Below are 23,620 nucleotides of genomic sequence, written 5' to 3'. Positions count from 1 at the left end.
ATGAGTCGATTCCTCGGCGAGATCCGCCAGCTGGGCTATGTCGTGCACGACATCGAGGCCGCCATGGACTACTGGAGTACCACGCTGGGCGTGGGCCCCTGGTTCTACAACCCCAGGGTGCCGATCAAGAACTACCGCTACAACGGCGAGGCGCACGAGCCCCACAACTCGGTGGCGCTGGCCAACTCGGGCTATGTGCAGGTCGAGCTGATCCAGACGCGCAACGACGTGCCTTCGATGTACCGCGATTTCCTCCAGGCCGGCCGCACCGGGCTGCAGCACGTCGCGTACTGGACGGCCGACTACGACGCCGACCTCGCGCGCCTCACCGCGCAGGGCTTCAAGCCGGTGATGAGCGGCGAAGTGGGCGAGCGCGGCCGCTTCATCTACTTCGACACCGAGTACCACCCGGGCACGGTGATCGAACTGTCCGAAGTGGCGGGGCCCAAGGGCAAGATGTTCGACCTGATCCGCAGCGCCTCCGAGGGCTGGGACGGCAGCGAGCCGGTGCGGCCCTTCCCTGACCTGAGCAAGCTGTGAACGTGACCGAACGCATCCGCGCGCGCTACCTCGTCGAAACGCCGCTGGACCTGGCCGCCGTGGCCGAGGTAATGGCCGGCGAGCAATCGTGCGGCACCTTCACGCGCGTCGAGGGCGAGACCGACGCGCTGCGCCAACGCGCGCGCGCCACCGTCGAGGCGATCACCGAGCTGGCACCGGCCGAGGCGCCGAGCCTGCCCAACGCCCTGCTCGAACGCAAGCGCGCGCGCGGCCCCTGGCGGCGTGCGCACGTCGACATCTCGTTTCCCTCAGCGAACATCGGCGCCAACCTGCCGACGCTCGCGGCCACGGTGTCGGGCAACCTCTACGACCTGGGCGAAGTCACGGGCCTGCGGCTCGAATCGCTGCAGCTGCCTGCCGCCTACCGCGGGCAGTTCGAAATGCCGCGCGCCGGCATCGCGGGCACGCGGCGCGCCACCGGCGTGGCCAGCGGCGCGCTGGTCGGCACCATCATCAAGCCCAACGTGGGGCTGTCCGCCGGCGAGACCGCCGCACTGGTCGCCAGGCTCTGCGCCGCGGGCGTCGACTTCATCAAGGACGACGAAGTCTGCGCCAACCCCGCGCATGCACCGCTTGCCGAGCGCGTGCCCGCCGTGATGGCCGCGGTGCGCGCACACCAGGAGCGCACCGGCAAGCACGTGATGGTGGCCTTCAACATCACCGACGAGACCGACGCGATGAAGCGGCATGCCGACCTGGTCGAGCGCGAAGGCGGATCGTGCGTCATGGCCAGCCTCAACTGGTGCGGCCATTCGGGCATGCAGACCCTGCGCCGCCACACCGGCCTGGCGCTGCACGGCCACCGCAACGGCTACGGTGCGCTGTCGCGCCATCCGTTGCTGGGCATTTCGTTCCAGGCCTACCAAACGCTCTGGCGGCTCGCGGGCGTCGACCACATGCACGTGCACGGCCTGCAGGGCAAGTTCTCGCAGCCCGACAGCGAGGTCATCGAATCGGCGCGCGACTGCTTCACGCCTTTGACCGATGCCGCCGACGACCGCGTGATGCCGGCCTTTTCGTCGGGCCAGTGGGCCGGCACCGTGCCTGCCACCTGGGCCGCCATCGGCAGCGACGACCTGCTCTTCATGGCCGGCGGCGGCATCCTCGCGCATCCCGACGGCGCGGCGGCCGGCGTCACCAGCATCCGCCAGGCCTGGTCGGCCGTATGCGCCGGCACCGCGCTGCAAGAAGCCGCCCGCGGCGCACCCGAGCTGGCGCGCGCGCTGGCCTTCTTCGGCAAGCCGTGATGCCCGCCACGCAAGCGCCGGCCATCGTCTACTACGGCGACGATTTCACCGGCGCCACCGACACCCTCGGCACCGCCGCGCGCGCCGGCCTGCGCACCCTGCTGTTCCTGAAGACGCCCGACGCCGCGCGGCTCGCGCAGGCCGGGCCGCTCGACGTGCTGGGCATCGCGGGCGCCGCCCGCGCCATGGCGCCCGAAGCCATGCAGGCCGAGCTCGCCCCGGTCGCCGCGCTGTTCCGCTCGCTCGGCGCGCGCGTGCTGCACTACAAGACCTGCTCCACCTTCGACAGCGCGCCGCACATCGGCTCCATCGGCGCGGCCGTGCGCGCGCTGCGCGGCGCCGTCGAACAGCCCTGGACCGCCATCGTCGGCGGCCAGCCCAACATCGGCCGGCACTGCCTGTTCGGCAACCTGTTCGCCGCGGCCGGCGCGGGCGGCGAGGTGTTCCGCATCGACCGCCATCCGACGATGAGCCGGCACCCGGTCACGCCAATGCATGAGGCAGACCTGAGGCTGCACCTGGCCAAGCAGGGCCTGGCCGGTGTGCGCTCCATTCCTTTCACGGCCGCCTCGCACGGGCCGCAGGCGCTTGGCGAGGCGCTGCAGCGCGCGCTGCGCCCGGATGCCGGCAACACCGAGGCCGTGCTGTTCGACGTGGCCGATGCCTCGCAGCTCGCGGCCATCGGCCAAGTGGTGTGGTCACAGGCCCGGCGCACCACGCTGCTGGCCGTGGGCCCGAGCAGCGTGGTCGATGCGCTGGCCGGCGCACTCGGCACGCGAGCCGATGCGCAAGCCGACCAACGCCGTATGGGTCCAGCGCGCGGCCCGGTGCTGGTGCTTGCCGGCAGTCTCTCGCCCGTCACCGCGCGCCAGGTGGCGGCGGCACGCTCGTTCGACACCGTGTGGCTCGATGCGCCCCGGCTCGCGCAACGCGACACGGCCACGCTGGAGCAGCATGCCCGCGACATCGCGCAAGGACTCGCGCGCGGCCGCAGCATGCTGGCCTGCACCCGGCCCGCCGAACCGGCGCCCACCGAGGGCGACAACACGGTCGACGCCCAGGCCCTCTCGCGCGCCGGCGGAGACTTGCTGGCAAAGGTGCTGGCCATGGCGCCGCTGCAGCGCATCGGCATTGCCGGCGGCGACACCTCGAGCCACGCCGTGCAGGCGCTCGATGCCTGGGGGCTCTCCTACGCGGCCGACATGGGCGCCGGCGCATCGCTCTGCCGTGTGCACAGCGACGACGCCGCGCTCGACGGCATGGAGATCATGCTCAAGGGTGGCCAGATGGGCGCCCACGACGTGTTCGAGCGGCTGCTGCATGGCGATGCGGACAGCGCCCCGCTCGCGTGAACGCGCAAGGCGCGTTGTTCAGGCAAACGCGTACGGCCCCGCAAAGTCTCCGATCTGGCTCAGGTGGCTGACCATGCCGTACCGCGCGTCCCACAAATGCAGCATGCAGCCGCGCGGTCCCACGTGCGACTGCGGCGGCGCATCGGCGCGCAGCTGCAGGTCGATTTCCGTGGTGGTGCTCGGGCATGAACAGATCACCGTGCCGCCCCAGCGGCGCAGCATCGTGCGGTGCACGTGCCCGCACAGCACCAGCTCGACATTCGGCGCGCTTCGCACCACCTCTTCGAGCGGCTGCGCATCCATGCAGCCGTAGGCGTCCATGTAGGGAATGCCGCTCGTGAAGGGCGGATGGTGCAACATCAGCAGCGTGGGCTTGGCCGTGTCGTTGGCCAGCGTGCGCGCAAGCCAGGCAAGGCCTTCGGCGTCGATGTGGCCGTGGTGCTTTCCCACCACGCATGAGTCGAGCCCGATGATGCGCACCGGGTGGTCATCCACGCACCAGTGCAGCGGCCCCGCCTTGGGCAGGTAGGCCTGGTCGCTGAACGCGGCGCGAAAGCGCTCGCGATGGTCGTGGTTGCCGGGTATCACCAGAAACCGAATGCGCGAGGCCGAGAGCAGCGTGCGCGCCATCGCGTATTCGTCGGCGCGGCCCTCGTCGACAAGATCGCCGGTGAGCACCAGCAGATCGGGGCGGCGATCGAGCGCGTGCACGTGCGCAAGCGCTTCGGCAAACATGCTGTTGGAGTCGACAACGCCCTGGTACAGCTCGCCTTCGGCGCGGATGTGCGGATCGGACAGCTGTGCGATGAGCATCGGGCTCCTTCAAATCAGGCGCGTCGTTGCGCAATTATTGAAACAAAACAATTCAATAGTAATAGCCGATTTACAGCAACCATGTTGCAGTTGTCAAACAATATGAAATACGCGGCTAAAAGTTCTAATTTCCGGCCAGGTTTCTGGCTGTAACGGCGAAACGGCCTCGCTTCGGCCGCCCGCCACCTGCTCCGCCTCCCCTGTTTTAGGTACTGTTTCCCTCTGTGAAGTGGTACCATCGGGCCGTTGACTGGAGTAACAATGCGCAATCGCCGGTTACTATCGGTTGTCGACGCTGTTGCTCACTTCCAAGCTTCAACTGAACGGGGAAAGAATTCATGAAACATAGTCACCTGATTGCAGCCATGGCCCTCGCAGCCCTGGCCTCTGCACCTGCACTCGCCCAGACGACCTTGCCTACGCCTCCGGCCAGCGCTGCTGACGCCGTTCGCGCAGCTGGCGGTGGTGGCCTGACCACCCAGCAAATCGGTGCGGCAGCTGGCGGCGGCGTGCTGTTGGCAGCAGCCCTTGGCGGCGGTGGGGCGGCGGCGGTGGTGGCGGTTTCATCCTCCCCGGCGGCCCAGGCGGCACCGGCACTGGCACCACCGGAACCACCGGCACCAGGTAATGATCGGAGCCCTCCGCAAGGGGGGGTTCCCAGCGAGATTCCAACGCACCGCCAGCGCGGTGCAAAAACTAGGATGTTGCGTACTCGCATCATCCTTTTTTTTGGGCGGATGCTCCTCGGGCTCCTCGGCAATGCTTGCCACGGCCCGGCACCTCTACAACAACAACGCCTCGCCGTCGGACTCCCACACATTCCGTCCGGAATTCCGCTATTTGCGTGCCACCTTCGAAGGCCGCACCGTGTTTCTCGTGCTCGGATACGTCGACCCCCATCCCGAAGGTCCTACAGAGGTCTGGTACAGCGCCTCGGGCGAAACGGTGCGCCTGCGCCACGGCCGCCTGGTGGCCACGGCCGGCCTCACGACCGACTGGCGCGCCGTGCGCCTTGTCAACGCACCTGCCTGGCCCTCCGCCACCACGGCCGCCGAGAGCACGACGACAGCAACAACGCGCTTCCAGCGCGAGCGCGACCTCATGCCCGGCTACCGCTCGGGCATACGCGACGAAATCGAGCAGCGGCAAATCCCGCCGCCCACCGACACCATGCTCGCCGGCCGGCCCGCGAGCTCGCTGCGCTGGTTCGAGGAGCGCAGCAGCACGCGCCCGGCCTCGGCTTCGCTGCCCCCGGCACGCTTCGGCCTCGCCCAGGTTGGCGACAAGCTCGAGGCGGTCTATTCCGAGCAGTGCCTTTCCCGCGATCTGTGCTTGAGCTTCGAGCGGTGGAATCCCTCTGTGCCAGCCAACGTTGCCTCGACAAGCGCAGCTGGTTCATGAGCCTCCCGCCCCCGTCCGGCCCCACCACCAACCCCTTCCGCCTCAGCCTGCTGGCCGCCGCGATCGTGTTGATGACTCCCTCCGCCCACGCCGCATCCACCGACCGCATGCTTGCGGGCGCCGCGGAAGTGCGGCCGGGCGAGCGGCTCAGCGACTGGCTGCTGCGCCAACCCGAAGACGCAGCCGGCCCCGGCCTTGCATGGCAGGTGCCGCAGGAACTGCTTGCGCAGCAATACCTGAAAGAGTCGCTGCTGGTGCGGGTGGAAGCGGCCGTTCGATCGGCCTCGCCCGAAGAACGGGCTTCGCGCGAACAGCTCCTGTCGGTGCTGCAGAGCCTTCCGGCCACCGGCCGTGTGGCGCTGGGCATCGTCGATCCGCGCTGGCTGCAGGCGAATCCCGGTCAAGACCCGGTGCTCCGCGAAGGCCAGCGGCTCGCGGTGCCACCCGCCCCGCTGCGCTCGGTCACCGTGGTGCAGCCCGACGGCAGCTTTTGCCAGGTAGCGCATGAAGGCGGACGCTCGCTGCTCGACTACCTGGGCGCCTGCGGCCTCGACAGCGGCGCCGACTGGGCCTGGATTGCGCAGCCCGACGGCCGCACCGCGCGCGCAGGCATTGGCGCCTGGAATGCCGAGCCCGCCGACGAACCCGCGCCCGGCGCCTGGATCTGGGCCCCGCCGCGCCGCATGGCCGCGCTGGCGGACATGTCGGAAGGCCTCATCAAGTTTCTTGCCGTGCAAGGCCCCTCCCCGCAGGAACCCACCACCGCGCGCCCGGTCGCCAACGCGCCCGTGTTCGCGGCCCCCACCGTGGCCGCCGCGCTGCCCGAAGCCGTCGCCTCGCAGCCGCGCCCGCTCGACATCAGCGGCAACGACTGGGGCGAAACCGGCCTGCTGCAAACGCCATCGGCCCGCATGGGCGTGGCCGGCGACACGCGCGCATCGCTCACGTCGATCTGGCCCTACACGCGGCTGAACGTCATGTTCCAGCCCTTCGACTGGATGGAAGCGGGGTTTCGATACACCTCCATCTCCAACCGCGCTTATGGGCCAACTTTTCTTGACCAGTCGTTCAAGGACAAGAGCATCGACCTGAAGGTCCGGTTGCTCGAGGAATCCACCTACCTGCCCCAACTGGCGCTGGGCTTTCGCGACATCGGCGGCACCGGCCTGTTCTCGAGCGAATACCTGGTGGCCGGCAAGCGCGTGCACGACTTCGACTTCAGCCTGGGCATCGGCTGGGGTTACCTGGGCTCCAGCGGCAACATCGGCAACCCTTTCAAGCTGCTGGGCAGCCGCTTCGACACCCGCCCGCGCGCGAACACCACCGGCAACGCCAACATCAGCAGCTTCTTTCGCGGCCCGGCTGCCCTATTTGGCGGCGTGCAATGGCGCACGCCCTGGGACCCGCTCACGCTCAAGCTCGAATACGACGGCAACGACTACCAGAACGAGCCGCTGGGCAGCAAGCTGCGGCGGCGTTCGCCCATCAACGTGGGCCTGTCTTACCGCGTATCCCCCAAGGTCACGCTGTCCGCCGGCTTCGAGCGCGGCGACAAGTTCATGATTGGCCTCACGCTCGCAAGCAACCTGGCCGCATCGCAATCGCCCAAGCCAGCCGATCGGCCGTTGCCGGAATTCCGACCGGAGGCGGCTCCGCGCTCCCCCGGCTGGGCGACCACCGCGGCGGAGATCGAGGCGCAGACCGAATGGATCGTCGAGCGCATTGCACCCAAGGACGACGTGCTGCATGTGTGGGTGACCGACAGCAACACCGTTTACCGCACCGCGCGCGTCGAAAAAGCCATTGCGGTGCTCCACCACGATGCGCCCGACGCCATCAAGAGCTTCGTCTTTCACTATGCCGAGCGTGGCCTTGCGGTGCATGCGCAGGCCATCGAACGCGCCGAATGGGTGGCCGCGCGCATCCAGGCCCTGCCACCGCATGCCGCGCGGGCCGTGTCCAAGCGCGACTACGAACCCGAGCTGGCCCGCCCCGACGACACGCGCAGCCCCGCGCAAGGCACCGATGCCGCCGAGGCCGCCGCGCCCGACACCAAGGCCCCCTGGGTGCGTCCCCGAGACAAGTTCACCTTTGGTATTGCGCCCAGCTATGGCCAGATCGTGGGCGGGCCTGACGCCTTCCTTCTCTACCAGCTTGGCATCCAGGCCACCGCCGAATACCGCTTTACCCAGCGCACCTGGCTCAGCGGCGCGGTCAATCTGCGGCTGGCCGACAACTACGACAAGTTCACCTACACCGCGCCCAGCAACCTGCCGCGCGTGCGCACCTACCAGCGCGAGTACGTCACATCGCGGCGCTTCACCATTCCCTCGCTGCAGTTCACGCACGTGGGGCAGCTGTCGAGCAACCACTACTACAGCGTGTATGGCGGCCTGCTCGAAAGCATGTTTGCGGGCGTGGGCGCCGAGTGGATGTACCGGCCAGCACGCTCGCCCGTGGCCTTTGGCGTGGACATCAACCGCGTGCGGCAGCGCGACTTCAACCAGGACCTTGGCCTGCGCGACTACAAGGTGACCACCGGCCACGCCACCCTTTACTGGGACACCGGCTGGAATGGCGTCATGGCAAAGATCAGCGCGGGCCAGTACCTGGCGGGCGACCGCGGCGTGACGCTCGAAGTCATCCGCCGCTTCGACAACGGCTTTGTGCTGGGCGCCTATGCCACCAAGACCAACGTTTCTTCAGCGCGGTTCGGTGAAGGCAGTTTCGACAAGGGCATCTACCTTTCGATTCCCCTCGACGCCCTGCTGCCGCGGTCCAGCAAGTTTGCGCTGGGCTTTGCATGGTCGCCGCTCACGCGCGACGGCGGTGCCCGCCTGGGCCGCAGCAACACCCTGTATGAACTGACCTCCGTGCGCGACCAGGGCGCCTTCAACTTTGCGGCCCCGCCTGACAACAAGCCGCGCGCCGGAGACAACATCTTGAATTTCGACCGCAGCCCATGAGCGTTTTTTGTATGGCAGCCACTACCGCACGCCCGCGCCCATCAGGCGCATGGGTGGTCCATTCCCTCGAAGAAAGGCGGACACCATGAAATCCGTTCTTGTCGTTTGCATCGGCAACATCTGCCGAAGCCCGATGGCGCATGTGCTGCTGGCTGATGCGCTGCCGGAGATCACCGTGTCCTCGGCCGGCACGGGCGCATTGATCGGCCACCCCGCGGACCCCATCGCCCAGGAGTTGATGGCCGCGCGCGGGCTCGACCTGAGCGCGCACAGGGCACGCCAGATCACCCAGTCCATGTGCGTGCAGGCCGACCTGATCCTCACCATGGACGACGGGCAGCGGCGCCACATCGAAAACAACTACCCGCTGACGCGCGGCAGGGTCTTTCGCCTTGCCGAAACCGCCAAGCTGAATATCCCTGACCCCTACCGCATGGGCCAGGAAGCCTTCGAGCACGCACTTCAACTCATCGACGCCGGCGTCAAGACATGGGCCGAGCGCATTCGGCAATTCAAATGAACACTCCTGCTGTGAACACTTCCAATGCTGCGCGCGTCGGCCAGCCTGCTGCACGCACGCCTGTTGACGATGACGAGGTTTACCTGTCGGAGTATCTTGACATCCTGATCGACCGCAAGTGGCTGGTCGTGGGGGTCACCGCGCTAGCGCTGGTGCTCGGTGGGGCCTATGCATTGCTGTCCGCCCCTATCTACCAGTCCAATCTGCTGATCCAAGTCGAGGACGCTACGCCCGACGCCAAGGGCTTCCTCGGGGATGCCTCCAGCCTCTTCGACGTCAAAACGCCCGCCACCGGCGAGATCCAAGTCATCCGCTCACGGATGGTGCTCGGCGCCGCGGTGGATCAGACACGCTTCTATATCGACGCCAAGCCTCGCTATCTACCAATACTCGGCACTTGGCTCGCGCGGCGGGCTGACGAGCTTTCGAATCCGGGCTTCCTCGGCATAGGCGGCTACGTCAACGGCAAGGAACGCATTGATGTCGCCCGCTTCGACGTGCCGACCGAGTTCGAGGACGAAGAGCCTTTCTTTGTCACAGCTCAGGGTGGCGGCAAATACACACTCAGGCACGAGGATTTGGACCAGCCGCTGACCGGCATCGTTGGCCAGCCCCTCCACCATGTCCTCGAAGGCGGCACCATCGACCTTCTCATTGACAAGCTCGATGGCAAGCCCGGCGCGGAATTTGTCGTTCTGCGCGCTTCGTGGTTACGAACCATCGAGGATCTGCAAAAGCGCATGCAGATTGGTGAACAGGGCAAGCAATCGAATGTAATCAGCGTGGCGCTGGAAGACAGCGACCGCGATCGGCTCTCCGGCATTCTCAATGCCATCGCCAACCAATACGTGCAGCAGAACGTCGAGCGCAAGGCGGCCGAGGCGCAGAAAACCCTGCTCTTCCTTGACCAGCAACTGCCCGAATTCAAGCGCCAGCTCGAAGCCTCCGAAGACGCCTACACACGCTTTCGCAACAAGAACGGCACCGTGGCCCTCGACGAGGAAGCCAAGGGCGTGTTGGTCCAGACCATCGAGTTGCAAACCAAGCTTCTTGAGACCCAGCAGAAGCGCCGCGAACTGGCCGCGCGATTTACCGACAACAACACGCGCGTAAAGACCATCGATGGACAAATCGCCGCCATCGAGAAAGAGCTCGGCGGCCTTAACGCCCGGGTGAGTCGAATGCCTACGGTGCAGCAGGACGCCCTTCGCCTCGAACGCGACGTTCGGGTGAACAGCGGGTTGTACCTATCGCTGCAGAACAACGCACTGCAACTGCGTTTGGTGAAGGAAGGCAAGACCGGCAACGTACGTCTGCTCGACAAGGCAGTGAAGCCAAAGGAGCCAGTCAAGCCGAAGAAACCACTTGTTCTGGCGCTCGCTCTGGTGCTGGGCCTCCTGGCCGGCGTGGTGCTGGCCCTGGTGCGAGCTCGCTTCCTCGCAGGCATCCGGGATCCGCAGGAAATCGAGGCCCACACCGGCTTGACGGTTTACTCGGTCGTGCCCTTCACCGCCGAGCAAACGGTGCTCGACCAAAGCGTTGCAGAAGGTGCGAAGGGCATTCAGCTGCTTGCCGTGACTCACCCGGAAAGCCCGCCCATCGAGGCACTTCGCAGTTTGCGAATCGCTCTGCAATTTGCCACTCTCGAAGCCGGTAACAACCGCGTGCTTATCACCGGCGCAACACCAGGCATTGGCAAGAGCTTCGTATCAGGCAACTTCGCAGCCATCATGGCCCATGCCGGCAAGCGGGTGCTGTTGATCGACGCTGACATGCGCAAGGGTCATCTGAACAAACAGTTTGGCCTCCGGCGCGAGGGTGGCCTCTCGGAAATGCTGGCTGGCGAACTCTCGGCAGATCAGGCCATTCGTTCGCAGGTGCTGCCGAATCTCGACGTGCTGACTACCGGCAAGTTGCCGACTAATCCAGCCGACATGTTGATGTCGGAAAGCTTCATTCGCCTGCTCGACATGGTTTCCGCCCGATACGATCTGGTGGTGATTGACACACCGCCGGTGCTCGTGGCGACTGACACCGCCGCAGTGGCGCCGCACATGGGCGCAGTGCTCCTCGTGGCCCGCGCGGATCAGACCCAACTCGGCGAGCTTAACGAGAGCGCCAAGCGCCTCGCGCAGGCGGGTAGAACAGTCAATGGTGTGATCTTCAATGGCATCGACTTGACGCGCCGCCACTACGGCAGCCATGGCTACCGCTATGGCGGCTATCGGTACACGGAATACAAATACGACGCCTGACAGCAGCAAGATCTTCCCCAGAGCGTCGATTTCTGCGCGCGTTCGCCGGCAGGCGATTTGGTACAGGCACCGTCCTACCTCAACAGCGTCAGCGGCGCGCTCAACCTCCTGCGAGCCCATGCAGCGCCGTGGCGTCGATCGCATCGTCTTTCATCCACAGCCGCGGTGTTTGGTCACCGCAGGCCGAGCGCATCGACGAAGACCACCCAAGGCGTCCATCGATCCTTGCTGGTGGCATCGAGCGCGCGCATTTAACCAACTTGGACGTCAACCTACGCATCGCAGTCTGGAAAGCGTTGTCGAAGCCCCTTGGCAACGGCATCGACGAAATGTCTAGCGTTGCGGCGTATATCGCGCACGATCTCAGAGCAAATCTGAGGAAGCTGCGGCTTCCTTGCGTCCGTTTGGGTGCTCTGTACGACACTAGCGTCAGGCAATTTGCTCCGCCCAGTGGCTCCTTTCAACTCGCAGTCACCGGACGAATAATTTTTCAGAGCGACTAGCAAAGATACTGATCAAAAAACCGTTGATCTAATGCAGGCTATTAAAAATCTATTTTTCAACCCTCTCCCACGCTTTCTTTTCCTGATTGTATATCTTAATAATCCGAGCGGGAACGCCAACAATTACAGAATAATCAGGGAAAGTCCCGCGTACCACTGCATTTGCACCAACCACACATCCATTGCCCAAGATGGTCCCTGCTTGTATGCGTGCGCCCATGCCAATATAGCAATTTTCCCCTATTCTTGTTTTTTTCCATATCATGGGTTGCCTGAGCACTGGAACATCAACCTCCTCATGATGATGTTCGATATCCGTAACAGAAGAAAATCCCAAGATGAGCGTCCCCTTGCCAATGCTAATTTCCCCCATGCTAGTGATGTGAAAATCCTGCTCTATGGCGACATCATCATGGATAAGTATTTTTCCTTGACCATGGCATTCAGCTCGAAATCCAGGAAAAATTCTCACCTTTTTCCCCACGTAAATTCGACTCGGTTGCACCAAAAACTTTGGTGATCCAATGTAGCCGGGAAATTTGAAAGATCCAAATATTAATTTATAAAAAACCGCACGAATGGCCCAAGTGATCTTAAAAACGTATTGCATTGAATGCTTAATTATTGACAGCCCCGCAGGTCAAATTGGCTTTCTGGCAAAGTCAGCTATTTCTTGAAAACGCCAACCAGCGTTTCTTTGTCGAATACCAGTAGCGAAGAGATGCGATGGCGCTCCATCAGCGCAATAGCGTCTTCCACTCGTGTCTCCGCCGCTACACGCACCGGGCTGCGCGTCATCACATCGGATGCGCGACGATCGAAAACATCTTTGCCGTAGCGCGCGACTGCACGCCGCACGTCGCCATCGGTGATAACGGCCCACTCACTGTCGACCTTGACGATGGCTAGCCCTAGGCTGGAACGTGTAATCGCACTGATGACATCCATGATCTGTGTGTCTTCGCCAATGATGGCCAGGTTCGCACTCGTCATTTCATGTCCGACGCGACTCAGCAGACGCCGCCCTAGCGAACCCCCAGGGTGAAAGCGGGCGAAATGTTCTGGCTTGAAATCACGCGCTTCCATCAGCGTCACCGCCAAGGCATCCCCCATGGCCAATGTCGCCGTGGTCGAGGCAGTTGGTGCCAAGTGCAGCGGACAGGCCTCAGCCTTCACGCCCACATTCAAGTGACAGTCGGCCGCGCGCGCCAACGTAGAGTTTGGATTGCCGGTGATAGCCACCAGGAAATTACCGTTGTCCTTCAGGAAAGGAAGCAACTTGACCACCTCCTCAGTCTCTCCAGAAAAGGAGATAGCAAGAAAGGCATCCGCGGAAGTCACCATGCCCAGGTCGCCGTGGTAGGCCTCACCAGGGTGCATGAAAAAGCTGGGTGTGCCAGTACTTGCCAGTGTGGCCGCGATCTTCTTTCCAATGATGCCGGACTTGCCCATGCCACAGACGATGGTGCGCCCGCTGGACTGCAGGATGTGCTCCACCACCAGAGAAAAATCGCCATCGAGCTTGCCTGCGAGTTCGGCAACTGCCTCGGCCTCGACCTGGAAAACTCGCTTGGCAGACGCGCGGTAGTCCATGGCGGATGTTACGACCGTGTTCATTTTTCGCTCTTTCAAAGATAAAAAGGGTTGCGGCACAACAGCGGCCAATCAAGATTTAACGAGCTCACCAATTCCGTGGCGCGAGCCCTGCGCCGCCCTTCCGATTAACGGATATCCAGCGGAGGAAAACTCTTCACCAAGTCGTCAATCGCCTTGACCTGAGCAAGAAACGGCTCCAGTGCCGCCAGTGGGAGCGCGCTGGGACCATCGCAACGGGCGTAATCCGGGTCTGGATGAGCCTCCAGGAACAGCCCAGCGAGCCCCACCGCCATGCCAGCGCGAGCCAACTCCAGTACCTGACTGCGACGCCCTCCAGATGCTTCGCTGCCGGCATCTCTGCGTTGCAGGCTGTGGGTCACGTCAAAGATCGCCGGCAACCCACCGGTGGAACTGATCATCTCCCGGAACCCGAGCATGTCCACCACCAGATTGTCGTAACCGAATTGCGCGCCCCGCTCGCACAGGATGATGCGCTCGTTGCCCGATTCGCGAATCTTGGTGACGATGTGCTTTAGCTGAGTGGGACTTAGAAACTGCGGCTTTTTGATGTTGACCGCGCGTCCGGTCTTTGCCACGGCCACCACCAAGTCAGTCTGACGGGCCAGGAACGCAGGAATTTGCAGCACGTCCACGACCTCGGCCACAGTCGCCGCCTGCTCCACTTCGTGCACGTCCGTGATTACAGGAACGCCGAAGCGCTTCTTGACTTCCTCAAAAATCCGAAGGCCCTCATGCAAGCCCACGCCACGGAATGAGTGAATCGAGGAACGATTGGCCTTGTCGAACGAAGCCTTGAATACGTAGGGAATATCAAGCTTGGACACCACCTTCACGTAGTGCTCTGCAGCCACCAACGTCGAGTCGAGATCCTCCAGCACGTTAATGCCACCGAACAGAACGAACGGCAACTGATTGCCGCTCACCACTCTATCTGTGATCGGAATTTTCATTAAACACCTCGATTAGGAATCAAAGCAGCGATACATGAATGCGATTTCATATTTACTCTATTTCGCCAAAAACTGCTTTTCGAATACGATTCACCTGATCACGATCGTCGTTATACCATTGACCTATACTCAGCAAACGGCGCTGCGCGGCAACTGGCATCAATTGATCAGCCCTCACAGCCGCGACAATGGAGCAAGCGTCTGGATAACTCAAGCCCTCGACTTGAAAGGCTTGCGCCAAGCGGCCATCATTCAACAAATAAATCGGTGAGCCGGCATATAAAACCTCAACAACCGCGCCCGACATATGAGCGAGACTAAAATCGACACCATTCAAATAAGTTGCGATATCGAAATGCCCGATGCCCTGCAAGTGCTCATCCAAACTCCCTAGATATTCTTTGGGATTACTCCACGGATGCAGCCGAATCAAGTATTGGAGTCCAAGCTCCTGCGCAATAAATCTAGCAGTCGCAATCAACTCAAGGTTAGATTCTTTAGCACTGTCAGCATTCAGCATCACACCAAACACACTTTTAGAAATCGTTCTTTCCCTAGGCAAGGCGAGCCTACTCCAGTCCTTGACCCATCCGCTCACTATTAAGTTTTCTGGCGGAAATCCACAACGAGAAAATTCGGCTTGGGTAGCTTTACCCCAACAGAGCATTCGCTGGCTAACAAAATTTGAATAAGCTTCAGCATCAGAGCTCATATTTCGCTCGTCTAAGACACGGTACTGTCCATGCTGATTGGTCATCGTAAATAATCCGGCAGCGTTCCCCATTTGAGCCAAAAGATTTTCGGGCGCATGCGCGTCGCAGAAGGTCACCAAGCGATCCTGTCCTCGCAGCAGTGATCGAAACGAGTGAATAGCGGTGGCTCTGTATTTTGAAATGAGCAATGCAGTTGCTATTTTTTGAAAAACTCCGACGCGATATCCTTCTACAGCTTCAAAAGATGACCAAAATTGCGCGAACGTCCGCCAAACCTGCGCGATAGAAAATCGCTCTTCACTTTCTGCGTAGGAGCAGTGGCTTCCCAAGATTTCACGCAGTCGATTTGGTATGTAGTCATAGTCGGCTCTCTTTTTATGGCGAGCAGAATAAAAAAGCAGCACGCGGCATTCCACCGCATCATGCTTAACCACTTGCGTTGTATAAAACAGGGAAAAAATTATCTTTTTTATCCAGCCACTCAAGGAAGTGTCATAGAGATATATCGCGACTACGTTCGCATAATTTATCTTTTCAAATACAGCAGTCCCACTACATTTGAAATTTTCTATTTTTTTGTATTTTACGCTTGGATCCACAGTCACTCCTCTCAAGCGACAGTGATATTACGCACCCGCATACCCAATATCCATGAGAGCACCAAATAGCCAAACACAAAAGCAACACAAGCTACCTCGAGGGAAAAAAAGTAGCTCAAGCAAAAAAACACAAGGACCCCAATGAAGTTTATTGCGCCTTGCGAAATCAATAGGAAGCTCTCATCTCGACACATACTTAGCACCACTGAAAAGAGCGAGGCAACCGAAAAGAGTACTTGACTGAATAGCAACACTACAAGTGTGGCATCCATATTTGCCTCCACCCGAGCGAACGCGAAAATTTTCTCGCGAAACAACATAATGGCGATAAATGCCAAAATACTGGCACCAAAAATTGCAAAAAATGAAATCTTTATGATTCTCCGCAATTCATTGAACTTTCTTTCAGCGTACAAGGCAGCGAAGCGCGACGAAAATGTGAAGTTAATCGCCAACATTACCAAGCTGATAAGTGTTGAAATTTTCTGCGCCACCACGAAGCCTTTGTAAAGTTCGGCGCCATAGACAGTTGGCACTACAAGCAACGCCGACCAGCCCAAAATTTGCTGCGCCAAGACTACTCCGCCGAGCTTATTAGCTGCACGAGAGTCTGCCCTCCGATCAGCAGCTTCCGGACCACTAGCGCATCGCGCTAAAACTGACCGAGGCGATCTGTAAGTTGCAATAACGCTCAAGTACACAAAAAAAGCAATGGCTGTGTACAGGAAAAAGAGTTTCTCAGCGTTGAGGCGCCAGCCCCCTGCCATCAGTAGTAGCAATCCGAAAAGCGAAAAAAGAGGAACCACAATATTCAAGAGAAATGTGGCAAGGTTTGTACGTCCTTCTCCTTGGTAAGCACGAGCAGCACATGCAGAAAGCGCAATCAGCGCTGATGCAACCGTAAGGCCAAGGGCTTCAGTAAACGTGAATCCATAAAGCAATGAACTTATCTTTGGCTGCAGCAGCGCCAGAGTCCAAATCAATGAAAATCCTGTCCACGTTAGTACGCGCCGATGAGAAATGGCAATTAACTGCGCTCTCAGTGTAGAAACGTCGGAAGTGGAAGCAGAAGCTATGCGTCGGATGATGACTTCGTCCAACCCCCAGCGATAGCACACAGCTGCGATGACACTAATATTGAATAACAAAAAAAATCGAGCTGCATCTCTTGTTTCCAAGTAGCGAGAAACGAGAACAGTAAATAAAACCGCAACACCCGCCCCCGCACCACGCAAAATGAGAGTATTTAATACCGCCGCGACCCGTTGCAAATTCATCAGTACAGCGCTTTAAGGAAGAGAGCTTTGCTCGGTTCGCCTGAGGATTCGCAATTCCTTGTGCATCAGGTAAATCAAAAGAAATACAAAGACGATACCATTGGCATAATATTCCCCCATCCGAAGAAGAATAATAATCAAACTCGACAGGCACGCGATGCTTATCGCAGCATAGTTTTCAGACCTGATGACTCGCCAACTCCAATAGAAAAATAGACAGATAAACAGCCAAGCTCCCACTCCAAGCTCTGCCGTTAGGCGACTCAGCATTGATGTCGCGGAACCTCGGCCTGGGAGTTCATCGCGGTACGTTGGCATTTCATAATTGTCAATGTATTTGTCAAACACAACGCTATACATTCCAAATCCCGCTCCTATTCCAAAATTATCTTCAATGGAGCGCTGGGCAATCGACGCATTCACCACTGCAGAGTAGGTGCTAATGTTAATCCCATCATCGACAGTCAATTCAGTGTTTGCGAGCATGGAGACTGTATCGTTCCACCTCAACTGAAAGAATTCTGTTTCGGACAGCTTGTATGCGCCGAACAGCGCAAATGGAATCGTAAAACTTAGGATCCAGAGTTTTTTTGGACTTAATCCGGTCAAGAATGAAATCACTACCGCTGCAAACAGGCCAAGATATCCGAGAGATGAAGTTGAAAATATCAGGGCTAGGATGACCGCTGCTCCGCTCAGGCTTACCTTAAAGTGGCGCACGAAACCGGATATGTAATAAGCAGCGGCAGGGACCAGCGCGCATGCATAGAACGCCGGTTCAACACTCAGTCCGGCAATTCCCAAGTAGGCCCCGTAATCTTTAGCGCCTTCAGTGAACGGAGAAAATATGTTAACTTGAGCCACAACGAAAAACAATTGCTGCGCGATACCCAGCCATGAAAAGAAAGTTGCAACCTGCAGGTATTTCTCAAAAAGTGCATCGACCGATTTACCAGTTAATCGATATGCCGAGTAGTAATAGACAACAAAAAACATGAGTAGCATGATTTTTGCGCTCGCAGAAATTACTCTTTCTACGAACATTCCATAACTCTCATACGTGAGCAGCACACTGATCAGTGAGACGAGAAGAAGGAGGACAAATAAAAAAACGAAATCCTTGGTGACACCAAACGACCGGTTAAATACCACCATGGGAACATAAGTTGCCGCCATAACAAAATAAGCGAAAAACAGGATTCCGACGGGCGTCTCAACATATAGTCCGGAAATGAATGCGGTTGCAAACGAAATCCACAAAAGAATGGATTTATATCGCAATCTTGGCGCAGCGAATTTTATTGCTCGCATGTTATTTTTAGTCAGGGCCTGCGAATATAAATATATTTCATTGTCAACCCACCCATTGTCCAGCAGTATTTAGGAAAAAAACTAATCCACAAGTGTCGGCACTTGCTGCTCGGGGAGTTTCGCCCGAATCTTTGGCAAAGCACCGAAAATCTCGTCCGCCCAAGCAGCTATCGAGTAGTAGGCAATGATAGCTTTGTCAACATCAATGCGCGGCGATCTTAGGAAATCTTTTGGTATCGCAGGATTTTTACGATCAATCGCCAAGACATTCTTTGGATCATAGAAACTCGCGCCAAGAACACTGGGATTAGTCGTGATCAGTTTTCTTGCGGACCCGAGAATTTCCAGCGTCCTCATCGTGAAGCCAGTTTGAGCGGTTCTCTCGATATCTAAAATCGCGCCCGCTCTTGACATAAGGCCAGATAACTCTTTGTGAGAAATTGGCTTGAATATAAAATCGTCCTTTTTGACACTCCAGAAACTCGGATCAAATACCCTTCTCGCCCAATATATGATTCGACTGGGGCAATAAAGTACTTTGTGAAAATTCACACCAGACCCCGCCAAAGATTCATCAATTTTCTTGACAATCTTATATCGATCGGTATGCGCAGTACCAACAAACAGCAGATCGATATCAGGGGTGACCGGCCGATCGTTTTGATAGTCTCTAATAAAAAATAAAGGCCGATATTTCAGTCTTGAGTCATTTTTTACATCGACCGGATCAAAACTCAACGCCACGTCAAAATAGTCGACCTTTGCAAATGAAGAGGATGGCATATTTTTGTAGCCATCCCAAAAATACAACCTGAAAATGGCATCAGGAAATACTTTTCTTAAATATTTTATCGATTCGACAGAAAGGGATTCACCCTTTATGACAAAAACTTCCCGTACTTTTTTGTCTCTATTCTCATCGGCAATGCGCTTGAAATAGCGAAAAGCCATTTTCTCCGCAATGCTGGGAAGTAGTCTCGTTTTTACTTTTCCGAGAAAACTTGTGGAAGGCCTGTCTTCATACCAGAGGACATTTTCGAATCGCTTTTCCAGCTCTTTCTTTATGTGTGTGGCGTAGCCAAAGAAACTGGATGAAATGAAGAGTACGGACATACCTTTGAAGCGTGGAGAATTAGGCGAAGCAATACAGGGCCAGGGAAAGAGATGCTTGCTCCGACACAAGGCCGTTCGTTGTTGGATGAAAACTCACTTCAGCAGCCCCTTGCTACGCATCTCGCTGACGGATCGCTCGTAGCCCGAATCGCTGACTTCCTGGGTTTGCACCCAGTCAGCAAACGCCTTCACACCATGGGCAAAGTCCACTGCTGGCACGAAGCCAAGGTCGGACTTGACCCGAGTCAGATCAGCAAAGTTGTGACGGATGTCGCCCACGCGAAAGTTGCCGGTAACTTTGATTTCGCCGTCGCTGCCGTAGTTGGCTCTCAGTGCTTGCGCGACGCTCAACACGTCGGTGGCCTGGCCGGTGCCAACGTTGTAGGCGGCGCCACTCACATCGGCATCGATGGCGGCAAGAGTGGCGCTGACCACGTCATCGATGTAGACGAAGTCGCGGGTTTCCTTGCCATCCTCGAAAATATTGATGTCCTTGCCTTGAAGAAGCAGGGTCGAGAAGATCGAGAGGATGCCGGTGTACGGATTCTTCAGAGACTGGCCCGGCCCATACACGTTCTGATAGCGCAGTGCCACGCTGGGGATGCCGAGGCTGGCACCACCAGTGAGTATCAATTGTTCTTGCACCTGCTTGGTGATGCCGTAGATGGAACTCGGATGGATCTTCGAGTCTTCGTCGGTAGGAACGGCCACCGCGATATCTCCGCTTTCGGGATCCCGGCAGTCAAAGATGCCATTGCTCAGATCGCCGGGATCGCGCGCACCGGGGTAGACGTAGCTGTCGCGGCCTTTGTACTTTCCCTCGCCATAGATCGCGCGGGAGGAAGCCACGACGAGCCGCCGCACGGTTTCACTACCCGCTTCTTTCCTGGCCAGGATGTCGAGTAGCAGCGACGTGCCGCGGATGTTGACATCCACATAGCGATCGATCTCGTACATCGATTGCCCTGTGCCCGTTTCCGCTGCCAGGTGGATGACGACGTTTTGACCAGACAAAGCACTCGCCCAGTCTTCGCGGCTTCGAACATCCCCCTGAATCAAGCGCACCGAGTCAGGCAAACGCCGCACCAGGGCAGACGACTGCGGATCTTCACCGTGGATTTGAGGCGAAAAGTTGTCAAGCACGGTGACTTGGTCGCCTCGGTTGACCAAGGCGATTGCCAATGCGCTGCCAATGAAGCCGGCGCCGCCTGAAATCAAGATATTCATTGGAATCTCGTTAACAACATTGATTGAACGACTCAAGATCGATCAGTAAAAGAGGATTTTTGAAACGCTCAAGAGTATTGCCACTTCAATAGGAACCACGTCTTGTGATTACAGCGGCGAACGTTTTTGCGACGATCAGCAAATCCCCCGCCAACGACCAATTTCGTGCATAACCAACATCCAGCCTTACCCGCTCGTCGTAGCCAAGATCATTTCGTCCGCCAACTTGCCATGGACCCGTGATGCCAGGTCTGACGCTTGAGTAGAAAATTGCGGCGCCGCCGTAGTAGCGCTCCAACTCTTTGGCAATCACCGGGCGAGGGCCGACCAAACTCATTTCGCCACGAAGTACGTTCCAGAATTGCGGCAACTCATCTAGGCTGGTCTTTCGGATGATGCGTCCGAATTTGGTGATACGGGGATCATCTCGCAATTTGAAATCGCGCTCCCATTCGGCCTTGGCTTCAGGGTTTTCCTCCAAGTGTCGATCCAAAACTTCGGCAGAATTCACCAACATGGATCGGAACTTAAGGCAATTGAATTCCTTGCCTCCACGACCGACACGGCGGTGGCTGTAGATGGCTGGAGAACCCGTTGTGTAACGAACACCCAACCACAAAATCAAGTAAAGCCAGCTATGGATGACGATAAATAGCGAGGCGGCCACAATGTCGATCATTCGCTTGAATACCTTTTCCCAAGCTGGATGCGTCGAATGCCGCACCTTTTGCCTAAGTCCTGGATCAGCAAAATTGGCTGCATACCCATTTACAGCTTCTTCGTTCTCGCTCATACGTTGACCCCGTTTATATAAATTACGAACTACGCCGTTGCCGAAGTCGCTGCGAGCGTTTTTGATATGGGACTGAGGCTGCGATCAATTCCTGGTATCGAGCACCGCCTTCAAAGCCACCTTGGAATGATTTTTTTGGGCGCACAAATCCTCCTCGCCGGCAATCGCCGCGAATTTCATGACAAAGGAATTAGTAAGGTTGCGCCGGCCCCAGTTGGGTTTGAAAGCGTGACCGGCCACGCTATAGATCGGTACCTATCGGTATCGCACTCCCACTTCACTGCCCAAATTCACTACCTGGGCCGAAGGCAAAATCAGGCTGACCACACGGTTCCACTTCACGAGCGGCACCGGGTCGATGTAGACCACGTCCTGCGGCTCCAGGCTGAACTGCCTGGCCAGCACCATGGCGGCGGGGTTCTTGGCATCCAGGTGGAAGATCGCGGGCAAACCGGTGGCACCCTGGCGAATCACATAGATCTGGCCGGGGTTGGAGGTGTTGAGCACCGGACCGCCCGCTTCGCCCAGCGCCTCGTTCAGGTTGAGGCGGCCGTTGCTGCGCACCGTGAGTGCCGATGGGCGCAGGATCTCGCCCATCACATACACCTTGGCGTCTTCGCGGTTGGCCACGCGAATGGTGTCGCCGTTTTTCAGGGGAATGTCGTTGCCGTCGCGGCCGGCTTCGCGCAGGCGCGTGAGATCGATGTCGATGGATTTGCCGTCGCGCACCAAGGTGACGGCCGAGCGGTTGCCGTTGGCGGTGATGCCGCCCGCGCGGTTGATGGCCTCGGTGAGCGTCATGGGCACGTCGGTGAAGATCTGCGAGCCCGGTACGCGCACTTCGCCTTCTATGTATGCGCGACGGCTGCGGAAGGACTGGATGCGCACGGTCACTTCGGGCTCGCGCACCTGGGTGACGATGAGCTTGGAGATCAGGTCGCCCGCCTCCGCCTCGGTGAGCCCTGCCACCCTGACGCGGCCAACATACGGAAAGGCGATTTCGCCGGACGAATCGACGATGAAGCCCGGCGCCACGCTCACGCCCGTTGGGTCGGTCTGCTGGGAGATGACGGCGCCGGCGTTGGGCAGCAACTCGGGGTGGTCATACACGATGACGCCCACCACGTCTCCGGGGCCGATGGTGTAGCGCTGCGGCTTGCCGAACAGCGCCTGCACTTCGGGTGGTACGTTCTTGGGCGCGGCCTTGGCCAGCGTGCGCACCAGGGCTGGCGTGATGGGGGTAATCCGGTCCTCGGGTGCTGCGTCAGGCAAGTACTGGAACTTGGGGGGTAGTTCTTCGGCGACTTGGTACGGCTCGACGGTACCCATGCCCGGCACGACGGCGCACCCTTGGAGCACAGTGCCCAACACTACAGCGGCAGCCCATGCTGCCGCGGTTACTTCTCGTCTCAAAACTGACCCCCTCGTTTGTTGCTTCGGCTTGGCCGATAGGCCTTTTTTGAGGTTTAGCTTGTTGCTGAATACCTCATCACGTACCGATATTTTATCTTTTGTTGCTAAACGTTTGTATTCAACTAGTGACGCGGATCACTTTTTCAGAGATATCTCACGTGTCTTACCTTTTGCAACCCATCTTCTGCGAAAAATGTGATGGATGTCCTTGTCGGAACAACACTGTTACTTGAGCGAAGTTGCACACGGTAGAGCGAAGAAACCGGGAACTTGTCATCACTCGTATTGGGGAGGTCGAATCGCTTTTTTAAGCGCGCCAGGGGATTGACAGCGGCACTCAGCAGGCGGTCAGGTGCGACATGTCCAATGCTCCAAAAAGAGCTTTTCGGGAGGGCATTTGTCGTTTTTACCCATGTATACCTTCGCAATCGACACCGGGATCTTCGTAGCTGGCGCTTTCGTGGGCGTCCTGTTCATGTGCCTGCTCCACGTTTCAAGGTCCGACGACTGAGGCCGGCCGCCCTGACCTGCTCGGGGCGGGGCGGGTAACTGTTGTTTCTTCGCATCATCGCGGGATGCCCCTCATGACGGCACGCTCAGCCGCTGCCAGGCCTTTTCCCCACGGAAATCCGTGACGGAGTTGGCAAAACTGCTTTTAAAATGTGAGCACCCGTCTGTGACAACAGGTACTTCGGGCTACATTTTGTAAGTCAGAAGCGACATTGGTCCCAGCGGAACAGGCGTCGGCACTCGAAAACGATTGCCGGCCCTGCCTGTGCCGATTGCTTCTGCACACCCCGCCTTCTGGGCGGGTTTGACAGCCAGAAGGAATGCGGCACGTACCGGAGCTCTTGCCCCTGTACCGAGGCGCCTTCGAGCCAAAACATCCATTTGCCAAGCGGCGGGGTAGCCCCTGCGTCGGCAGATTGGGTACCCCCCGGGAAACCTCAAAGCGTGTCACCACCGCGCGACGAGTTGGAGCGCGTCAG

Annotated in this window: 19 protein-coding genes; 8 read left to right on the top strand and 11 right to left on the bottom strand. The window is 58.7% G+C overall.

Features of this window, described 5'->3' with window-relative positions; genetic code table 11:
- The 3 genes from ACAM54_RS10110 to ACAM54_RS10100 are packed head-to-tail and all read left to right on the top strand — an operon-like array spanning window position 1 to window position 3,160.
- Window positions 1-540 (top strand): VOC family protein, encoded by a 540-nt coding sequence (locus ACAM54_RS10110; RefSeq protein ID WP_369650590.1) that lies wholly within the window; start codon window positions 1-3, stop codon window positions 538-540.
- Window positions 537-1,808 (top strand): ribulose-bisphosphate carboxylase large subunit family protein, encoded by a 1,272-nt coding sequence (locus tag ACAM54_RS10105; protein WP_369650589.1) that lies wholly within the window; start codon window positions 537-539, stop codon window positions 1,806-1,808. The genes ACAM54_RS10110 and ACAM54_RS10105 overlap by 4 nt, the downstream gene beginning before the upstream one ends.
- Window positions 1,808-3,160 carry a four-carbon acid sugar kinase family protein gene (locus ACAM54_RS10100; protein ID WP_369650588.1) on the top strand — a complete coding sequence of 451 codons (1,353 nt, stop codon included), beginning with the start codon at window positions 1,808-1,810 and terminating at the stop codon, window positions 3,158-3,160. Before ACAM54_RS10105 ends, ACAM54_RS10100 begins: the two co-directional genes overlap by 1 nt.
- 18 nt (window positions 3,161-3,178) lie before the next feature.
- Here the strand turns inward: ACAM54_RS10100 and ACAM54_RS10095 are convergent, their stop codons facing one another.
- Window positions 3,179-3,973, bottom strand: a complete 795-nt coding sequence (locus ACAM54_RS10095; RefSeq protein ID WP_369650587.1) for a phosphodiesterase — start codon at window positions 3,971-3,973, stop codon at window positions 3,179-3,181.
- A 759-nt stretch (window positions 3,974-4,732) separates the two neighbouring features.
- Between ACAM54_RS10095 and ACAM54_RS10090 the strand changes: the two genes are divergently transcribed.
- The 4 genes from ACAM54_RS10090 to ACAM54_RS10075 all read left to right on the top strand — a co-directional run bounded on the left by ACAM54_RS10090 (window position 4,733) and on the right by ACAM54_RS10075 (window position 11,115).
- On the top strand, window positions 4,733-5,374 hold the full coding sequence (locus ACAM54_RS10090; RefSeq protein ID WP_369650585.1) for a YjbF family lipoprotein: 642 nt from the start codon (window positions 4,733-4,735) through the stop codon (window positions 5,372-5,374).
- On the top strand, window positions 5,371-8,340 hold the full coding sequence (locus ACAM54_RS10085) for a YjbH domain-containing protein (RefSeq protein WP_369650584.1): 2,970 nt from the start codon (window positions 5,371-5,373) through the stop codon (window positions 8,338-8,340). Before ACAM54_RS10090 ends, ACAM54_RS10085 begins: the two co-directional genes overlap by 4 nt.
- 85 nt (window positions 8,341-8,425) lie before the next feature.
- Window positions 8,426-8,860, top strand: a complete 435-nt coding sequence (locus ACAM54_RS10080; RefSeq protein ID WP_145743102.1) for a low molecular weight protein-tyrosine-phosphatase — start codon at window positions 8,426-8,428, stop codon at window positions 8,858-8,860.
- Entirely contained in the window at window positions 8,857-11,115 is a 2,259-nt protein-coding gene (locus tag ACAM54_RS10075; protein WP_309929149.1) for a polysaccharide biosynthesis tyrosine autokinase, read from the top strand. The genes ACAM54_RS10080 and ACAM54_RS10075 overlap by 4 nt, the downstream gene beginning before the upstream one ends.
- A gap of 552 nt (window positions 11,116-11,667) precedes the next feature.
- On the opposite strand, the gene ACAM54_RS10070 is transcribed toward ACAM54_RS10075, so the two are convergent.
- From ACAM54_RS10070 to ACAM54_RS10025, 10 genes are all read right to left on the bottom strand, one after another.
- On the bottom strand, window positions 11,668-12,228 hold the full coding sequence (locus tag ACAM54_RS10070; RefSeq protein WP_309929148.1) for a DapH/DapD/GlmU-related protein: 561 nt from the start codon (window positions 12,226-12,228) through the stop codon (window positions 11,668-11,670).
- 56 nt (window positions 12,229-12,284) lie between these two features.
- Entirely contained in the window at window positions 12,285-13,235 is a 951-nt protein-coding gene (locus ACAM54_RS10065) for a KpsF/GutQ family sugar-phosphate isomerase (RefSeq protein WP_309929146.1), read from the bottom strand.
- A gap of 104 nt (window positions 13,236-13,339) precedes the next feature.
- Window positions 13,340-14,185 carry a 3-deoxy-8-phosphooctulonate synthase gene (gene kdsA / locus ACAM54_RS10060; RefSeq protein WP_309929144.1) on the bottom strand — a complete coding sequence of 282 codons (846 nt, stop codon included), beginning with the start codon at window positions 14,183-14,185 and terminating at the stop codon, window positions 13,340-13,342.
- 52 nt (window positions 14,186-14,237) lie between these two features.
- Window positions 14,238-15,497 carry a hypothetical protein gene (locus ACAM54_RS10055; RefSeq protein ID WP_369650583.1) on the bottom strand — a complete coding sequence of 420 codons (1,260 nt, stop codon included), beginning with the start codon at window positions 15,495-15,497 and terminating at the stop codon, window positions 14,238-14,240.
- Between the two features lie 11 nt (window positions 15,498-15,508).
- Window positions 15,509-16,774: a lipopolysaccharide biosynthesis protein gene (locus ACAM54_RS10050; RefSeq protein ID WP_369650582.1), complete on the bottom strand. Its 1,266-nt coding sequence runs from the start codon at window positions 16,772-16,774 to the stop codon at window positions 15,509-15,511.
- A gap of 12 nt (window positions 16,775-16,786) precedes the next feature.
- Complete coding sequence (locus ACAM54_RS10045) at window positions 16,787-18,085, bottom strand: hypothetical protein (RefSeq protein ID WP_309929135.1); 1,299 nt, start codon at window positions 18,083-18,085, stop codon at window positions 16,787-16,789.
- 81 nt (window positions 18,086-18,166) lie between these two features.
- A complete protein-coding gene (locus ACAM54_RS10040) occupies window positions 18,167-19,198 on the bottom strand; it encodes a hypothetical protein (protein ID WP_309929132.1) in 1,032 nt (343 codons plus the stop codon).
- Window positions 19,199-19,291: 93 nt separating this feature from the next.
- A complete protein-coding gene (locus tag ACAM54_RS10035) occupies window positions 19,292-20,425 on the bottom strand; it encodes an NAD-dependent epimerase/dehydratase family protein (protein ID WP_369650581.1) in 1,134 nt (377 codons plus the stop codon).
- An 85-nt stretch (window positions 20,426-20,510) separates the two neighbouring features.
- Entirely contained in the window at window positions 20,511-21,218 is a 708-nt protein-coding gene (locus tag ACAM54_RS10030) for a sugar transferase (protein ID WP_309929127.1), read from the bottom strand.
- 255 nt (window positions 21,219-21,473) lie between these two features.
- Complete coding sequence (locus tag ACAM54_RS10025; protein ID WP_369650580.1) at window positions 21,474-22,547, bottom strand: polysaccharide biosynthesis/export family protein; 1,074 nt, start codon at window positions 22,545-22,547, stop codon at window positions 21,474-21,476.
- A gap of 496 nt (window positions 22,548-23,043) precedes the next feature.
- On the opposite strand from ACAM54_RS10025, the gene ACAM54_RS10020 reads away from it, so the two are divergent.
- Window positions 23,044-23,142, top strand: coding sequence for a DUF3789 domain-containing protein (locus tag ACAM54_RS10020; RefSeq protein WP_369650579.1), 99 nt, complete (start codon window positions 23,044-23,046; stop codon window positions 23,140-23,142).
- Window positions 23,143-23,620: the final 478 nt, after the last annotated feature.

Source organism: Variovorax sp. V93, from assembly GCF_041154485.1.
GTDB classification, from domain to species: Bacteria; Pseudomonadota; Gammaproteobacteria; order Burkholderiales; family Burkholderiaceae_C; genus Variovorax; species Variovorax beijingensis_A.
This window is presented reverse-complemented; position numbering and strand designations above follow the sequence as displayed.

Coding starts and splice junctions, on each gene's coding strand:
- ACAM54_RS10065 (WP_309929146.1), bottom strand. CDS start 13,235: ATGAACACGGTCGTAACATCCGCCATGGACTACCGCGCGTCTGCCAAG.
- ACAM54_RS10095 (WP_369650587.1), bottom strand. CDS start 3,973: ATGCTCATCGCACAGCTGTCCGATCCGCACATCCGCGCCGAAGGCGAG.
- ACAM54_RS10025 (WP_369650580.1), bottom strand. CDS start 22,547: ATGGGTACCGTCGAGCCGTACCAAGTCGCCGAAGAACTACCCCCCAAG.
- ACAM54_RS10045 (WP_309929135.1), bottom strand. CDS start 18,085: ATGCGAGCAATAAAATTCGCTGCGCCAAGATTGCGATATAAATCCATT.
- ACAM54_RS10020 (WP_369650579.1), top strand. CDS start 23,044: ATGTATACCTTCGCAATCGACACCGGGATCTTCGTAGCTGGCGCTTTC.
- ACAM54_RS10070 (WP_309929148.1), bottom strand. CDS start 12,228: ATGCAATACGTTTTTAAGATCACTTGGGCCATTCGTGCGGTTTTTTAT.
- ACAM54_RS10035 (WP_369650581.1), bottom strand. CDS start 20,425: ATGAATATCTTGATTTCAGGCGGCGCCGGCTTCATTGGCAGCGCATTG.
- ACAM54_RS10085 (WP_369650584.1), top strand. CDS start 5,371: ATGAGCCTCCCGCCCCCGTCCGGCCCCACCACCAACCCCTTCCGCCTC.
- ACAM54_RS10030 (WP_309929127.1), bottom strand. CDS start 21,218: ATGAGCGAGAACGAAGAAGCTGTAAATGGGTATGCAGCCAATTTTGCT.
- ACAM54_RS10050 (WP_369650582.1), bottom strand. CDS start 16,774: ATGAATTTGCAACGGGTCGCGGCGGTATTAAATACTCTCATTTTGCGT.
- ACAM54_RS10090 (WP_369650585.1), top strand. CDS start 4,733: ATGCTTGCCACGGCCCGGCACCTCTACAACAACAACGCCTCGCCGTCG.
- ACAM54_RS10110 (WP_369650590.1), top strand. CDS start 1: ATGAGTCGATTCCTCGGCGAGATCCGCCAGCTGGGCTATGTCGTGCAC.
- ACAM54_RS10080 (WP_145743102.1), top strand. CDS start 8,426: ATGAAATCCGTTCTTGTCGTTTGCATCGGCAACATCTGCCGAAGCCCG.
- ACAM54_RS10075 (WP_309929149.1), top strand. CDS start 8,857: ATGAACACTCCTGCTGTGAACACTTCCAATGCTGCGCGCGTCGGCCAG.
- ACAM54_RS10100 (WP_369650588.1), top strand. CDS start 1,808: ATGCCCGCCACGCAAGCGCCGGCCATCGTCTACTACGGCGACGATTTC.
- ACAM54_RS10040 (WP_309929132.1), bottom strand. CDS start 19,198: ATGTCCGTACTCTTCATTTCATCCAGTTTCTTTGGCTACGCCACACAC.
- kdsA (WP_309929144.1), bottom strand. CDS start 14,185: ATGAAAATTCCGATCACAGATAGAGTGGTGAGCGGCAATCAGTTGCCG.